16 protein-coding genes and 2 other annotated features are annotated in these 16,166 nt (G+C 39.4%); of the genes, 2 read left to right on the top strand and 14 right to left on the bottom strand.

Annotation, left to right across the window (positions count from 1 at the left end; all coding sequences use genetic code 11):
- Positions 1-42: 42 nt before the first annotated feature.
- From mdrM to R8923_RS02375, 5 genes are all read right to left on the bottom strand, one after another.
- Complete coding sequence (mdrM, locus tag R8923_RS02355; protein WP_485871145.1) at positions 43-1,503, bottom strand: multidrug efflux MFS transporter MdrM; 1,461 nt, start codon at positions 1,501-1,503, stop codon at positions 43-45.
- Entirely contained in the window at positions 1,500-1,937 is a 438-nt protein-coding gene (locus R8923_RS02360; RefSeq protein ID WP_485871146.1) for a MarR family winged helix-turn-helix transcriptional regulator, read from the bottom strand. The genes mdrM and R8923_RS02360 overlap by 4 nt, the downstream gene beginning before the upstream one ends.
- A 209-nt stretch (positions 1,938-2,146) precedes the next feature.
- A complete protein-coding gene (gene dat / locus R8923_RS02365) occupies positions 2,147-3,019 on the bottom strand; it encodes a D-amino-acid transaminase (protein ID WP_485871147.1) in 873 nt (290 codons plus the stop codon).
- A 74-nt stretch (positions 3,020-3,093) separates the two neighbouring features.
- Positions 3,094-4,506, bottom strand: coding sequence for a dipeptidase PepV (pepV, locus tag R8923_RS02370; RefSeq protein WP_485871148.1), 1,413 nt, complete (start codon positions 4,504-4,506; stop codon positions 3,094-3,096).
- Between the two features lie 92 nt (positions 4,507-4,598).
- Complete coding sequence (locus tag R8923_RS02375; RefSeq protein WP_485871149.1) at positions 4,599-5,006, bottom strand: NUDIX hydrolase; 408 nt, start codon at positions 5,004-5,006, stop codon at positions 4,599-4,601.
- Positions 5,007-5,111: 105 nt separating this feature from the next.
- Between R8923_RS02375 and R8923_RS02380 the strand changes: the two genes are divergently transcribed.
- Positions 5,112-5,939 carry an NAD(P)H-hydrate dehydratase gene (locus R8923_RS02380; protein ID WP_485871150.1) on the top strand — a complete coding sequence of 276 codons (828 nt, stop codon included), beginning with the start codon at positions 5,112-5,114 and terminating at the stop codon, positions 5,937-5,939.
- A 67-nt stretch (positions 5,940-6,006) separates the two neighbouring features.
- Entirely contained in the window at positions 6,007-6,507 is a 501-nt protein-coding gene (locus R8923_RS02385; RefSeq protein WP_485871151.1) for a P-loop NTPase family protein, read from the top strand.
- 227 nt (positions 6,508-6,734) lie between these two features.
- Here the strand turns inward: R8923_RS02385 and R8923_RS02390 are convergent, their stop codons facing one another.
- The 9 genes from R8923_RS02390 to trpE form a co-directional block, all read right to left on the bottom strand.
- Complete coding sequence (locus R8923_RS02390; protein WP_485871152.1) at positions 6,735-8,348, bottom strand: putative polysaccharide biosynthesis protein; 1,614 nt, start codon at positions 8,346-8,348, stop codon at positions 6,735-6,737.
- Between the two features lie 196 nt (positions 8,349-8,544).
- The gene (locus R8923_RS02395) at positions 8,545-8,970 is read right to left on the bottom strand and encodes a hypothetical protein (RefSeq protein WP_485871153.1); all 426 of its coding nucleotides are present in this window, start codon (positions 8,968-8,970) and stop codon (positions 8,545-8,547) included.
- 58 nt (positions 8,971-9,028) lie between these two features.
- On the bottom strand, positions 9,029-9,796 hold the full coding sequence (trpA, locus tag R8923_RS02400) for a tryptophan synthase subunit alpha (protein WP_485871154.1): 768 nt from the start codon (positions 9,794-9,796) through the stop codon (positions 9,029-9,031).
- On the bottom strand, positions 9,793-10,992 hold the full coding sequence (trpB, locus tag R8923_RS02405) for a tryptophan synthase subunit beta (RefSeq protein ID WP_485871155.1): 1,200 nt from the start codon (positions 10,990-10,992) through the stop codon (positions 9,793-9,795). Before trpB ends, trpA begins: the two co-directional genes overlap by 4 nt.
- A complete protein-coding gene (locus R8923_RS02410; RefSeq protein ID WP_485871156.1) occupies positions 10,982-11,599 on the bottom strand; it encodes a phosphoribosylanthranilate isomerase in 618 nt (205 codons plus the stop codon). Before R8923_RS02410 ends, trpB begins: the two co-directional genes overlap by 11 nt.
- The gene (gene trpC / locus R8923_RS02415; protein WP_485871157.1) at positions 11,596-12,360 is read right to left on the bottom strand and encodes an indole-3-glycerol phosphate synthase TrpC; all 765 of its coding nucleotides are present in this window, start codon (positions 12,358-12,360) and stop codon (positions 11,596-11,598) included. Before trpC ends, R8923_RS02410 begins: the two co-directional genes overlap by 4 nt.
- Entirely contained in the window at positions 12,357-13,376 is a 1,020-nt protein-coding gene (gene trpD / locus R8923_RS02420) for an anthranilate phosphoribosyltransferase (RefSeq protein ID WP_485871158.1), read from the bottom strand. The genes trpC and trpD overlap by 4 nt, the downstream gene beginning before the upstream one ends.
- 2 nt (positions 13,377-13,378) lie before the next feature.
- Positions 13,379-13,957: an anthranilate synthase component II gene (locus R8923_RS02425; RefSeq protein WP_485871159.1), complete on the bottom strand. Its 579-nt coding sequence runs from the start codon at positions 13,955-13,957 to the stop codon at positions 13,379-13,381.
- Positions 13,954-15,312: an anthranilate synthase component I gene (trpE, locus tag R8923_RS02430; protein ID WP_485871215.1), complete on the bottom strand. Its 1,359-nt coding sequence runs from the start codon at positions 15,310-15,312 to the stop codon at positions 13,954-13,956. Before trpE ends, R8923_RS02425 begins: the two co-directional genes overlap by 4 nt.
- Before the next feature lie 54 nt (positions 15,313-15,366).
- Positions 15,367-15,576: a binding site (T-box leader), on the bottom strand.
- A 41-nt stretch (positions 15,577-15,617) separates the two neighbouring features.
- Positions 15,618-15,867: a binding site (T-box leader), on the bottom strand.
- Positions 15,868-16,166: the final 299 nt, after the last annotated feature.

The raw sequence follows: 16,166 nt of genomic DNA on the forward strand, positions 1-16,166 counted from the left end.
AATATAAAAAATCCGCCTACTGCTTTTTAGGCGGATTTAAAATTAATTTTTATGGACAACTGGATTTAGTCCAGAGGGATTTTTCCGAATGAACAATGTTAATATACATGCAATAACACTAGAGAGTGCAGCAATTAAAAAGGCTGTATCAATCCCGTGAATTAAAACATGATTTGCCAGCTGTTCTTTTGTTTTCCCTGCAACATCAGTGGCTGTGAGCGAGTTTGCAAAGCTACTAGCGCTTTTAGACATGACTGTAATAAGCGCTGCTGTTCCTATTGACCCGGCAACTTGTCTCATTGTATTAAACATTGCTGAACCATGCGCTGCTATTTCAAGTGGTAAGGAATTGAGAGCAGCGGTTTGAAGCGGCATCATCACCATCGCCATACCACCTGCACGAATCGTTTGGAACACGACAATATAAGTAAGTGTTGTCGTTTCATCGATGTTTGAAAACATAAATGTTGAAGCCGTCATAATAATAAGTCCCACGAGTGACAAATATTTTGCACCAAATCGGTCAAACATCATACCCGTGACAGGTGATAAAACGGCCGTTATAAGCGCCCCAGGAAGAAGGACTAAACCTGATTCTAGCGGAGAGTAACCACGCACACTCTGTAAGAATATTGGCAGTAAAAGCATACCACCAAACAAACCCATAAAAACAAAAAAACTAATAATCGTTGTTAAAGTAAAGGTCGGATTTTTAAACACCTTAAAGTTAAGAAGTGGCGTTTTTGCTCTCCCTTGGTACCAAATGAATAGCGCCAAAACAATAAGACCAATAGCAATACAGCCAAAAACTTTAAACGTAAGCCAGTCGTGATCCCCAGCGTTACTAAATCCAAGTAATAAACTACCAAACCCAACTGTTGACATGACAACGCCAAGAATATCCAATTTTGGAAATGAACGCTTCCCAACATTTCGAAGCAAGAAAATGGCTACAATAATATCAACTATTGCAAATGGAATGATGATGAAAAATAAATCGCGCCAAGCATATTCTTGAACAATCCAACCCGAGAGCGTCGGACCAATTGCGGGTGCAAAGTTCATGGCAAGACCAATAAGTCCCATCGCGCGCCCACGTCGTTCAATTGGAAATAGATTTAAGACAACGACGGTTAGAAGTGGCATAACAATTCCCGCGCCAACTGCTTGAACCATACGCCCAGCAATTAGCATCGAATAGTTTTGCGCAAATCCCCCAATTGCTGTCCCAATTGCAAATGTAATCATGGCGAATAAATAGAGTTGTCGCGTTGTAAATCGTTCAATTAAAAATGCGGTCATTGGAATCATGACACCATTTACAAGCATAAAACCTGTAGAAAGCCATTGTCCTTGACTCGCCGTAATATTAAAGTCTTTCATAATACTCGGTAAAGCTACATTCATTAGTGTCTGATTTAATATCGTTACAAAAGCACCCATCAGCATAACTATTAAAATACCGTTTCTTTTTACCGAGGTCGTCTTCGTCTGTGCATTCATTCTTGCATCCCTCTTTCTAAAATTTGAATCATTTGCTGATGTGTTGTAAGCATTTCCGTGAGTTCGCGCTCACCAATTTCAAGAATGGGTTCAAGGCGTTTAAAGAAAACATCATATGTTGTTGCTGCTTTTTCTTCACCAAGCTCAGTTAATGCTAAATTTAACGTTCGACGGTTTAGTTCCACCCTATTCCGTGTTAAAAAACCAGCTTTAACAAGGCGATCAACAATTCCAGATGTAGTACTTTTACTTAATTTCATTCGGTCTGCTAACTCACCAAGCGTAAGATGAGGCTCACGTTTTAAAGAACTTAAAGCAAGTAATTGTGTTGTTGTGATTCCACGTTTATTTGCCTCCTCGGCGAGATACTGATGCGTTTTTCGAGATACTTCACGAAAAGACAAAATCACTTCTCTTACTAACTTTTCATCCACAAATCTTCCCCCTTTAACAATTGTTTGTATAGAAATAATTCGCATACGAACAATTAGCAAGATGAATTATACGCCTTTATTTTAGTAAGGTCAAGCCCATTTTTTTGATTTTTTTCACAGAAAACGCTATCAAATGTGTATACATGCCATCTTAAGCAATATGTCATTTTTTACATATAAAAAACAGGGAGGAACACTCCCTGTTTCTATTAAATATTCTCTTTCACTAAAGAACCGCAAGCTGAAACAATTTCTTCTTCAAATAATTGATGTAATCGTGCAGTGACAGGACCACGTTCACCGTTTCCAATAACAGTGTCGTCAACTTTCGTAATTGGAGTCACTTCAAGTGTCGTGCTTGAGATAAAGACTTCATCTGCATTCAATAGTTCTTGTATGGTAAAGTCACGCTCCTCGTATGGGATAGCTCCTTTTTCTGCCGCTTTTAAAATCACCTGTCTTGTAATACCATTTAAAATTAAATTATCAGCAGCATGCGTAATTAATGTACCATCTTTAATGATGGAAACATTTGAAGCTGAACATTCTGTAACTAAATCACCACGATGAAGAATAGCTTCTAATGCCCCTTTTTGATGCGCTTTATTTTTTGCTAGAATATTACCAAGCAAGCTAATGCTCTTAATATCACAGCGCAACCAGCGTATATCTTCTTCTGTTATTGCTGTTCCACCAACAACAAATTGCATTTCATTTCGAGGCACTTCACGTGCTGCTGCCGTCAAAATCCCTTCAAGAGGGAATTCATCAGGAATAATATGGTTTCGAGGCTGCTGAATGCCTCGAGTTACTTGTAAGTATACATTTCCTGTTGAAATTTGATTTACTTTTGCAAGCTCTAAAAGGGAGTCGTAAAGCTTTTCTTTTGGAAATGGAATGACCAAATCAATTTTTGACGCACTCGCATATAAGCGGTCAATATGTTCTTTGGCGGTAAAAAATTTTCCGTTGTACATACGTACCACTTCATATACACCATCACCAAATTGATATCCGCGGTCCTCAATATCAACGTAGGCATCTTCTCGGTCTACGATTTTATCTCCAACTAATACTTTCAAGAAAATCACTCCTTTTTAAAGTAAAAACTGCTACGAAACTAACGTAGCAGCTAGAATTTTTTCAATTATACCTCTTATTTTGCCAATTTGTAAAGAGCTTCAGCATAAATAGCCGTAGCCTTTAATAAATCATCAAAATAACTAAATTCATCTTTTTGGTGCATAGTATCCTCGCGTCCTGGGAAAAGTGCTCCAAATGCGACACCCGTTTCTAAGTGCCGCGCATAAGTACCGCCACCAATTGCAAGTAGAGTCGCTTCCTCACCTGTTTGTTTGGTATATACTTCTTGCAAGGTTTGGATAAGCGGGTGATCTTGCGGTACAAATAATGGTTTTGAATCATCATAGTGTGAATAGCGACCGTTATACTCAAATACGACTGTTTCCATCTTCGTTTTAAGACGGTCCATGTTGGCAGTTACTGGATAGCGGAAGTTAAGACCGTAACGTCCACCTTCTTCACTACTATAGCGAATAATACCAACGTTCATCGTCAATTCGCCACTTTCCTTATCTTCGTAATTGATGCCAAGTTTAACAGCACGCGAATCATTATATAAGTAGTCGCGACCAAAAGTAACGAAATCATTTGCTGAGCCTGATAACTCAAATTTCCCTAAAAAGGCAACTAAATGGAGCCCTGCATTCACGCCGTTATTTGGTTCCATTGCATGCGCAGATTTACCTACAACAGAAAGCGTAACGGATGTTGCATCCACATCAAATTCTCCTGTTACATCATGGCTAGAAAGGAAATTATTAAATTCTTGTTTTAATAAATCAACATCTTTTACTTCTTTTAAAACAGCACGCGCATGGTCAGGTACCATGTTGTAACGTGCACCAGATTCAAAGCTTACCAATTGGAACGCTTGGTAACTGTTTGGCTTGTTGTCTTTAAATGAAACGTCAAGTTCAGAAATTCCTTTTTCAGCATGAATGATTGGAAATTCAGCATCTGGAACAAATGCAACAGTTGGTTGTTCTTCCGTTTCAAAATAACGCTCAACACAACTCATACCACTTTCCTCATCCGATCCTACAATAATACGAATTCTTTTTGAAATTGGTAAATCGAGTTCTTTTAAGATTTTAAGTGCATAATAACCGGCAATTGTTGGTCCTTTATCATCGGCTACACCGCGTGCATAAAGTTTGCCATCTTTCAGTACTGGTTCAAATGGTCCATTTGTCCACCCATCTCCAACAGGCACCACATCAACATGTCCAAGAACGCCGACAAGCTCATCACCTGATCCGTACTCAATATGACCTGCAACATTAGCGACTTCTTTTGTTGTAAAACCGTCTTTTTCGCCTAATCGGATCATGTAATCTAGCGCTTTTTTCACATCTGGTCCAAAAGGCGCTTCGTCAGTTGCTTTTGCATCATCGCGCACACTCGGAATACGGAGTAACCCTTCTAAATCTTTTAAGAAAGCGTCTTTCCTACTTTCAACTTCTTTTTGCCAATTGATTTCCGACATTTTCTTCATTCCTTCCAAAATAAACTCTGCATTACCATTGTAAACCCTTTTTCCTATCGAGGAAAGTAGAAACCTAGGTTTTCAAGAAATAATTACATAATTCCTTTTATCGCGTCAAAATCCCAACGATTCATTCGCGAACTAAAGACAACATCTAAATCTTCTATACCCGCTTTTGAAAGTGGCAACCATTTATGAGCTTTATGTTCTTCTGACAATTTGATTTCGCCATCATCAGGCATTGAAACAAGATACATTACACCTGTAATCTGATAATCTGTATGAAAAAATTCCCATGTATCATACAAAATAAAAGGTTGCACTTGTAAAGTTGTTTCCTCATAAACTTCGCGGAATAGACATTCTGCGTGTGTTTCGCCGTAGTTCATTCTTCCTCCTGGCAAGTCATATACATCTTCAACTTGTTCAGCACGTTTTAGAGCTAAAAAATGTCCGTCCTTTATGATGACGGCTTTTACTGCAGGAAAGACTGGTTTCATTTTACAAACACCCCTATACTTCGCTAAAATTAAAATAAATTATCCGCCATCTATTTTATCTTCTTTGGCGAATAAAATCCAATTTTTTAAAGGGCTGTGAACTTTATGAAAAAAATAACGCCAAAAGCCATTTGCAGTTTTATTTCAAAACGTGAGGATGAAGGTTACAAAAATCAATATGGCAAAGTCCTTATTGTTGCCGGGAACGAAATGTATGGTGGGGCTGCTATCTTGGCGGCAGAAGGAAGTGTTTATAGCGGAGCTGGATTAACAACACTCGCTTCGCACCACGTCAATCGTTCGAGTTTACACAGTCGCTTACCTGAATGTATGTTTTTAGATTATGCAAAATTAACTGAACTTGAGTGTTTATTAGCGACTTTCGATACCATTCTGATTGGTCCTGGACTTGGTCTTGACGGTGAGGCATACGCACTCATGGAATTTATTTTGCAACATGCCGAAAGTCACCAAAACATCATTATAGATGGTGACGGGATTACACTTTATGCAAAAGGTGATCTTCCTAAGCCAAATTGCGCACTTTACTTTACTCCGCATGCAGGCGAATGGGAACGTTTGAAAAAACTTGCACCGGATGAAGCGACACCAGATGAAGTTCGCCGTGCACTCGGTGCGACAATTGTTTTAAAAGGACATCGAACAAAAGTGCTGACTGCAGAAGAAAATTGGCAAAATATATACGGTTCCCCTGCTATGGCAACTGGTGGAATGGGCGATACGTTAAGTGGTATCATTGCCGGCTTAATAAAACAAACGACCGAACCACTTCACGGCGTTTTAGCTGGCGTTTTTTTCCATAGCTATATTGGCGATATTTTGGCAAAAAAGAAGTTCGTTGTGCTGCCCACTCACATTTCAAAGGAGCTACCCACATATTTGAAGATTTTTAGCGAAATGCAAGATGATTGAGTGGATTGACAATTTTATATGAAAATAAGAAAGTAGCATTTGATTTTATATGAATGGAGGTAAAAACATGTATCGCATAAACATAATAGGCCCTTCTGGTTCTGGAAAATCAACATTAGCAAGAGAGATTGGACTTAAACTTGGAATTCCTGTAATTCACCTAGATACCTTATTTTTTAAACCCAACTGGGAGCCGGTTCCTAAGGAAGAATTTCTAAAACATATCGAAAAAATCATAACTTTAGAGGAAAATTGGATTATAGAAGGCAATTATTCGGATACATGGGAAACCAGGTTTCCGCCGTCCAACTGCATTATTTTTTTAGATTATCCGAGGCACATCTATTTTTTCCGCGCCCTAAAGCGCCTCACTCAATATTACGGTAAAACGCGACCAGATTCCGCAGCCGGATGCCCAGAAAGACTAGATTTCGAATTTTTAAAATTTGTTTGGGACTTCCCTAAAAGACGTAGCGAACTTCTTAGAAAACTTAATGAAGAAAAAACACCCGTACATATTTTTAAATCCCCTAAGGAAACAACTGATTTTCTAAAAAATATAAAATAAAAACGCCTCGCTATTTATGCAAGACGTTTTAGACTGCTGACAAACGGCAATTTTCGTCGTTAAAGCCTCCGTTCCGATGCGCTCCGCATAACTTCTCACATACTCGAGTACGCGCCACTTCGGTACTCGGCTTTGCCTAGAATCTCATCAGTTGTCAGCAGTCTGATTTTGCGTGGGTCGTTTTGTTTTGTGTAAACTTTAAGTTTTTCTTCAAGCTGGTTTTTATTTTATTTGATGCCTAATTTTTGACGTAGTCTCGTGCCACGTGGTCCAAACAATTTATCAGAAAGGTGTAATTTAAAAGCAAGATAGGCATAAATAATAGCTCCCACCCCACCACAAATGATAACTAAAATTGTTGCAGTCATTTTGTGATCTGGACTTAAAATGAATGACAGCGGGAAATAAACGGCCAAAACTGCAAGAGACATAATGAGTGTTAAAAAGATAAATAAAACGACCCTTCGAAGGATAAGTCTAAATGAAAAATGGACATACTTTTTAATAATAATAAGCATGAAAATACACGAAACGGCGTATCCGATACCCGTTGCTAAAATAGAACCTTTTGCCTCTAGAAGCATGATAAGCGGCATTTGTAAAACGGATTTTGCAAGCAAGCCTAGTAGCAAACCTAAAACAGTGAAGCGCTGCTCATCAATCCCTTGAAGAACGGCTGCTGTAACTCCGAACAAGGAAAACAAGACGGCGATGGGTGCAAAAAATTGGAGTAAGTCCGTCCCTACTTCATTCGCTTTAAAGAAAACCGTAAATAAAGGTCTTGCAAGTAACGCAATCCCGATACAAGCTGGAATTGTTAAAAAGAGCAAAATTTGGAAAACGTCATTTAATTGGCGTTTGACTTGTTCTTTTTCATTTCGAACATAAGCAGCCGTCACAAGCGGAACGAGTGCCATAGAAAAGGCTATCGCAAGCGTACCGGGAATCATGATTAATTTTTGTACATCGAAGTTAATAATCGCAACATATTCTTTTACTTGATTGGCGGAAATCCCAATATATTGAAGAACTCGTCCCATCGTAAACTGGTCAATCAACTGGTAAAGAGAAGTCGCAGATCCGACAATAATAAAAGGAATAGCCGATAAAATGATTTGCTTATATAAGGTAGGTATGGAAACTTTAAGTTCATTTCGACTATCGACTAACATGCGGTCAAGTCCTGGTTTTCGTTTAAAGTAATACCATACTAAAAGAGCAAAACTCGCAAGTGCCCCAACGAATGCGGAAAAAGTTGCCAAACTAATTGCTGTGACGATACTTCCGTCTAACACATATAGGACGACAAATGTACTGGCAAGTAAAAATAAAATACGTACAAGCTGTTCGACAACTTGTGATACAGCAGATGGCCCCATAGAATTGTATCCTTGAAAAAAACCGCGAAGCAAACTCATAATTGGAATGATAAGAAGAGCAAAACTAACTGCTCGAATAACTTGGATACCGTCTGCTAAACTATAGCCACCTTCTAGTTGTTGTAAGCTAGCAAGAAATGGTGCAAGTGAATACATGGCGATAAAGCAAATAATTCCTGAGGCAATCATTAGATAAATCCCCGTCCTAAATAAACGGCGCCCAATTTCATATTCTTCCATCGCATTATATTTTGCTATGTATTTTGCAACAGCAAGTGGAATCCCAGCGGTTGCCACACTTAAAAACAATTGGTACGGGACATAGCCAAAGTTGTAAAGAAGCATCGGGTCATCGCCCCCGACAATCGCATAAAAAGGTATAACATACAAAATCCCAAGCACCTTGGAAAGAAGCGTACCAAGTGTCAGGATAAACGTTCCTCTAAGCAGTTTTGAACCCATCTTCAAACTTCCTTTACTAAAAAATAAAATCTTCTTCAAACAGATGACACAAACTGCCAGCTATTTAGTCTCTTGTTAACTTTACCACTTTATCCTCCAAAAAAAAAGAACAAACTTTAAAAGAACTATTACTAGTACGGAAAAGCTCTTTTAAATGTTTATTCCTTTACTAAAATTTTAACTAAGAGAAAGTTATTTAACTTTCCTTTTCACTTTCCCCTTTACGCAGGGAAGAAATCGCAATCACACTAAGTAAAATCAGCATACCAGGGATAAGTAAACTACTCAAATTAAAACCGCCATTTATCATACCGAGACCAATCGAGACAATCATAAATACAATATAAAAAATATACAGGCGAACATGAACATCAAGCCCTTTTCTTAAACGGCGAAATGCAAGCAAAAATAAAACCGAAAAAAGCACAAAAAAGACAACATTGATTGACGTATTAAAAAGAGCAGTCCGAATCACACTTTGCGTCAGTTTTAACGTTTCTTGATTTGGAATCACAAGCACAACCGTGATTAAGCCCACAATAGCAAGAATCGCCTGCAAAATCGATACAAGCGCAATAATAATCGTAGTCGTTTTCGCCTGTTTCAAATACATTTCAGTCATACAAACACCACACTTTCAAACTGACTTTACCATACCGCTTGTAACCCGTCAAATCATGCTAGACCGCTGTTACTTTGGATAAAAAATCGGCCAATTCCTCGTGCTTCGCATCACGGAGGAGCGACACAATTTTACTACCGATTACAACCCCATCTGCGACTTGCATAAATTGTTCAACATGTTCCACTTTTGATACACCGAAGCCAGCTAAAACAGGAATATCCGTTTGTGCTCTCAATTTTTGCAAATGTGAACCGATATTTTCCCCAAAAGTTTGCCTTGTTCCTGTTGTTCCGTTCACTGTCACGGCATAAATGAAGCCTTCTGCGGATTTGACAAGCTGCGCAATTCGCTCGTTAGAACTCGTTAAGGAAACAAGTGGTACTAAAGCGATGTCGGTACCATCAAGATATGGTGTCAGTAAATCTTGATGTTCAAATGGTAAATCAGGAATGATTAAGCCTTTTACATTTGTTTCGCGCAAACTTTCGATAAATGCTTCAGCGCCAATTTGGAAGACGGGATTAAAATACGTCATGATGACGAGAGGTACATTTGTTTGTATGTTTTGTAACGTCCGTACGATTTCTTTTAAGCTAGTTTGCTCATTTAAAGCGCGTAGCCCAGCTTGCTGAATAATTGGTCCGTCTGCTACTGGGTCGGAGAAAGGGACACCAATTTCGATGGCAGAAACTCCGTTTTCTTCCAAAAAAGAAATGGTTTGCGCTAGTTTGTCTAGTCCGCCGTCTCCTGCCATGATGTACGGCACGATAAGCGGTTTATTTTGAGATTTTCGTTCGTTTAAAACGCGCGTTAAAGTTTTCATTCTACTTCCCCCTTCAGTCTCGCTTGCATTTGATTTACATCTTTATCTCCGCGCCCTGACAGACAAACGACAATACTCGCCTCTTTTGGCATTGTTCCAGCAAGTTTCACAGCATAACTAATAGCATGGGAGCTTTCGAGTGCGGGAATGATCCCTTCTGTTTGACAAAGAAGTTGGAAAGCTTGAATCGCTTCATCATCTGTAACCGATGTATAAGTGGCTCTTCCTAATTGGTTAAAATATGAATGTTCTGGTCCGATTCCAGGGTAGTCCAGTCCTGCGGATATTGAAAAGGCTTCTAAAATTTGACCATTTTCATCTTGTAATACATCCATCATCGCTCCGTGAAGGACACCTTTTTTTCCGTTTGTAATCGATGCAGCTTGAAAATCTGTGTCTAAGCCTAAACCAGCTGCCTCAACACCAATCATCCTTACACTCTCATCTGTTACAAATGGATAAAATAGCCCCATTGCATTACTGCCACCACCAACACACGCTACAACTGCATCTGGTAATTTTCCTTCTGCTTTTAAATGTTGTGCCCGCGCTTCTTTTCCAATGACACTTTGAAAATCACGCACAATTTGCGGGAATGGATGCGGGCCAAGTACTGAACCCATAATATAATGCGTGTCTTCAATATGCTCCACCCAGTAACGTAGTGTTTCATTCACCGCATCTTTTAATGTTCTACTGCCAGACGTGACACTCACTACTTTTGCACCGAGAAGTTCCATTCGAAATACATTTAACGACTGCCTTTTAATATCTTCCTCACCCATAAAAATGGTACACTCCATATTAAAGAGTGCCGCAACCGTTGCCGTCGCAACACCGTGTTGCCCGGCCCCAGTTTCTGCGACCACCTTTTTCTTCCCCATTGCCTTTGCAAGTAACGCCTGCCCAATTGTATTATTAATTTTATGCGCACCCGTGTGATTCAAGTCTTCACGCTTTAAATAAATTTTTGCGCCACCCGCATATTCTGTCAATTGTTCTGCAAAATAAAGCGGCGTCTTTCGTCCCACATATTGTTCTAAGTAATTCGCCAGTTCTTCTTTAAATTCATCTGTCTTAGACAGCTTTTGATACGCTTCTTCTAATTCTAAAATCGCATGCATTAAAGATTCTGGAACAAAACGTCCGCCGTAACTTCCGTAAAATCCTTTTTCATTTGGTGCCTCATAGTGCATTGTCATTCGCTCCTTTTGCATTTTCAATAAATGCTTTGATTTTCATTTTATCTTTCACATCATTTGTTTCTACGCCAGACGAAACGTCCACGCCAAACGGGTCGAAAATTCGAATGGCTTCTGTGACATTTTGCGGGTTTAGCCCGCCAGCAATGATAAGGCGGCTTTTGGGTAAGTCGCGCATTCCCATTTTTTCCCAATCAAAAGTCTCTCCTGAACCGCCTTCAAACTCTTTTGGCGGTGCATCAAGTAAAATTAAGCAATCCTGATAAGCTGAAACATCCCCGTCTATTTCACCGTTTCGCACTTTAAAAGCCTTAATGGCTGGACCGACTTGTTTAGTAAATTCTGACGTCTCATTCCCGTGAAGCTGAATAATATCAAGCGGCACATTTTCTTTTAAAAATAAAACTTCTTCCAAATCAGGATTTACAAAAACGCCTACTTTTAAAACTTCATCTGGTAAGACTGCTGCCATTTTGCGCGCTTCTTCTACATTCACTTGACGTTTACTTTTAGCAAAGACAAAGCCAATCATATCTGCGCCCATTTCAGCTGCGAATTTTGCATCAGCCATCGTTTTTAACCCACAAATTTTCACTTTCATCTCAAAACACGCAACCTTTCTGCTGCCTCGCGCGGATTATCTTCGCGCATGAGCGCTTCTCCAACAAGAACAGCACGATAACTCTTTCGCACGCGACGAACATCATCTGCCGTTTTAAATCCTGATTCACTTATATAAAAAGCAGCTTGATTGACCATTTCTCGCGCAAGTGATTCACTAATTGCAATATCGACTTCAAAAGTCTTTAGATTTCGGTTGTTTACACCAATTAATTTCGCTCCTGTGCGTTCTGCAATTTTTAGTTCCTCAAGATTATGCACTTCAACTAGAGGCAACAAGCCAATTTCATTTGCTTTTTTATATAAAGAATTCAGCTCAGACTCACTAAGCGCCGCCACAATTAGTAAAATAGCTGAAGCACCGCAATTTTTTGCACGAATCATCTGCTTTTCACTTATAATAAAATCTTTACACAAAACTGGAACAGAAACGGCTTTTGCAACAGCTTGTAAATCTTTTATTGATCCTTTAAAAAAGATTTCATCGGTTAACACCGAAATCATTCCGGCACCTGCTTGTTCGTATGCTCTAGCTTGTTTGACTGGATCTACATGTAAATTGATTGTTCCTTTGGACGGGGAAGCTCGCTTAACTTCGGCAATCAATTGCATTCTTTCAGGATTATTTGCTAAAAATTCTAGAAAACTCGGCTTTTCAGGTCGAATTTTTAGCACCTCGTCTTCCATTTTTGCTACTTCCTCATGTTTAGCTATAAGTATTTCATCTAAAAAAGATGTCATCCCACCAAAACCTCCTTCTGTGCAGCAAGCAGTTCATGCAACTTGTTTTTCGCTTCGCCGCTTGCAACAACATGTCTTGCCATAACTACACCCTCTTCTATCGACGCCACTTTCCCGTACGTATAAAAACCAAGCCCAGCATTTAATAAAACCGTATCTAAACAAGGACCTTGTTCATTGTCTAAAACACGTGTTAAAATTTGGCTGTTTCGTTTAGCATCGCCACCTTGAATTTGTTCGCGCGTTGTCTTCTCTAATCCCACATCATCAGGCGAAAACGTAAACTCTTGAATGTTTCCATCCGCATACACGGCGATATGATTTTCACCAAGTAAAGTAGCCTCGTCCATATATCCCGCACCGTTTACAACAACAGCACGTTTACGACCGAGTTTTCCGAGCGCTTGAGCAGTTTCTCGTAAAATATCCCGCCTGTAACTCCCCATAAGTTGAGCTTCTAGTGGAACTGGGTTTGTCATCGGTCCAATTAAATTGAAAATCGTTGGTGTTTTTAACGTTTTACGAACATGCATCACAAATTTCATAGCTGGATGAATGTTTGGCGCAAATAGGAAAGCAATTCCGACATTTTCAAGTAAGTGTGCCATCATATCAGGTGTGAGAGCAATTTGAATACCAAGTTCGGAGCAAACATCAGCACTTCCTGAACGACTGGAAACGCTGCGGTTCCCGTGTTTTGCCATCTTTATTCCACCTGCAGCAAGCACAAAAGCACTTGTGGTACTAATATTAAAAGTATTCGACTTGTCACCACCCGTGCCGCAATTGTCCATCGCATCACCATTTGAATAAGGGATTTTCGTAGCAAGCTTTTGCATAGTACTCGCTAAACCAGAAATTTCATCCAGCGTTTCGCCTTTTATTTTTAGTGCCATTAATACGGCAGAAATTTCAATCTCAGATAGATTTCCTTGTAGCATATTTGTTGCTAAATGACTCATTTCTAGTTCTGATAAATTTTCTTTTGCGTACAATTTTTCCAAAGCTACATCCATTTTTACCCCACCTTCCTTTTTGTCATTTCAACAAAATTCTTAATAATCTGTTTTCCGTATGGTGTTCCAATTGACTCAGGGTGAAATTGTAAGCCAAATACTGGTTTACCGTGCACTTTCATCGCCATCATTTCCTTATCATCCAAAGCCTCACCTAACGAGTAAAGTTTTTCACCCAAACTACTTTTTTGAACAATAAGCGAGTGATAACGCATGACTTCAAACGTTGCAGGTATTCCGCGGAATAGTTCTGACTCAGCACGTTCCATTTTTGAAATCTTTCCATGGCGAATTTCATTTGCTTGAACTACTCTTGCACCATACACCTCACCAATCGCCTGATGCCCTAAACAAATCCCTAAAATCGGTTTTTCATCTGCCAACTTACGAATAAGTGCTTCTAAATCACCAGCGGAAGACGGTTTTCCAGGTCCTGGAGATAAAACGATGCCACTTGCCGCCTCCGCTCGCTGAAATAAGTCCTTCGCATCATTTCGAATTACTTCAACCTCCGCAAACTCTTGAATAAATTGCGCCAAATTATACGTAAACGAGTCATAATTATCAACTAAAAGAATCATTTCCCCACCTCCAGTAGAGCTTTTGCCTTTTGTAACGTTTCATTGTATTCACTTTCTGGGTTAGAGTCATAAACAATACCTGCACCTGCTTGAACGTATACATGCGCCTCATGAATGACTGCCATTCGAATGGCTAGCGCAAAATCTGCATTACCTCGTTTTGTCACATAGCCAACCGCACCACCATACGGACCACGTTTCACATCCTCCCATTCATAAAGGCGCTGCATCGCGCGGATTTTTGGTGCGCCGCTTACAGTTCCAGCTGGTAAAACAGATTTGAGAGCATCAAAAGCATGAAGTTCTGGCAATAGTCGCCCTTCCACGATGGAAACAAGATGCATCACAAAACGATAATGTTCGATTGTTAAATAAAGGGGAACTGAAACCGAGCCAACTGCGCTCACTCGTCCAATATCATTTCTTCCTAGGTCAACTAACATACGGTGTTCTGCGAGTTCTTTCTCATCAGCTAGCAATTCGGTTTCGAGCATTTTATCTTCAGCTGCCGTCTGCCCTCTTTTTCTAGTGCCTGCAATTGGATTTGTCTGAACTAAATCACCATTTATGCTAACTAGGCTTTCTGGTGATGAACCAACGAGCTTCGTTTCCCCAAAATCAATGAAAAATAAATACGGAGAAGGGTTTAAAAGACGGAGTTTACGATAAAATGAGAAGGCATCGCCAGAAAACTCTGCCTCAAGCCGTTGTGATAAGACAACCTGAAAAAAGTCTCCCGCCTCAATAAATGCTTTCGCACGCTCAACTTTTTCTATAAAAGTGGCCTTCTCAAGCTTACTTTTAAAAGTAAGTGGTTCAAGCTTGGCCGGGTCAGCTTCTCCTTCTTTTGAGGTGAAAATTTCATGTTCCAAATCTACTAGCGCAGCCTGCAATTCTGCTTCCTCACGCTTCGAATAGGTATCATCCTCAACTAGCGTCAAGCGCTCAAATTTATGATCAAAAATGATATAAGAGTCGTATAAAAAAAAGTGCGCATCCGGAAGTTTTAAATCATCACATTTTGGCTCCCCAATATTTTCATAAAGTCGTACCATATCATAACCTACATAGCCAATTCCCCCCGCCTCAAATGGAAGTGACAATTGTTCCCTGCTCACACTTACAATTTGCTCATGCAATTTTTCAAGCGGATCTTCGGTAATGGTTTCGACACCGTCCTTAATGAATCGATTTCCGAAAATTTGAATTTCATGTACAGGGTTAAATGCGATAATCGAATACCTTCCCGCTTCCGCATCTTTTGCAGTTCCTTCTAATAAACTTTTGTTTTTCCCACTTAACCTTCTATAAATAAGTGGAATTGTTAACGTATCTGCTTCTACTGTTTTTTGCATCATCCGTCTCCCCTTTTCCAAAAATAAAAAGCCCCCTAAAGAACAATTTGTCCTTTAGAGGGCGAATGTATCGCGGTACCACCTCAAGTTTTAAGAATGATTTCTTAATCTCTTGTTTTTAACGGTAACAAACCGTCAATCCCTACTTTTAGTTCAAGATTGAACGCGCAAGGCCCATTCCTCTATTCTTCAAGACAAGCTTCCACCAACCGCTTGCTCTCTAAACTTTCCAAATAAAGTACTCTTCCTGCTTTATGCTTTTTCTTATAAAACGAAAAAGGTCTCCCGCCCGTGTCTAATTACTAGACAAGGACGGAAGACCCGTGGTGCCACCTTGATTAACTTAAAAATTTTAAGTTCACTTTATTCCATCTGCTTTAAGCTAAATGGTGCCTTGTATAACGATAAGGCTTAATCGCTAAATCCTACTTAGTTTCCCGTTCAGTTTAGAGCTAGAAAGTCCATTCACACTAATCGTTGTTACCGACTCACACCAAACGCCGGCTCTCTTCAAACAATTTTTTAGGCTACTTACTCTTTCATTCACGCTTTTATTTTAAGTTGTTCCTATCTTAACAAAATCAAATTTAAATTGCAAGTATATTTTTTAGTTCTAAAACAAAAGAACCATAAAAGATTCCTAAAATAAGCTATAAGACTTAATTTTAATATTTTGTGAATCTTTTCACGTGAAACTATTTACAAACTTTTTGTGCTGATGTATACTTACGGTGTAATCAAGTCATACCTTAAAAAAAGCTGGTAAAAGTCGACTGCCAATTTTTTTTAAACACACAGGGACATTTTAAGTCTTTGTTGGACGTTTTAAGTCCCTTATAATTTTAGGAGGTTGT

The organism is Listeria tempestatis, assembly GCF_963575625.1.
Classification (GTDB): Bacteria; Bacillota; Bacilli; order Lactobacillales; family Listeriaceae; genus Listeria; species Listeria tempestatis.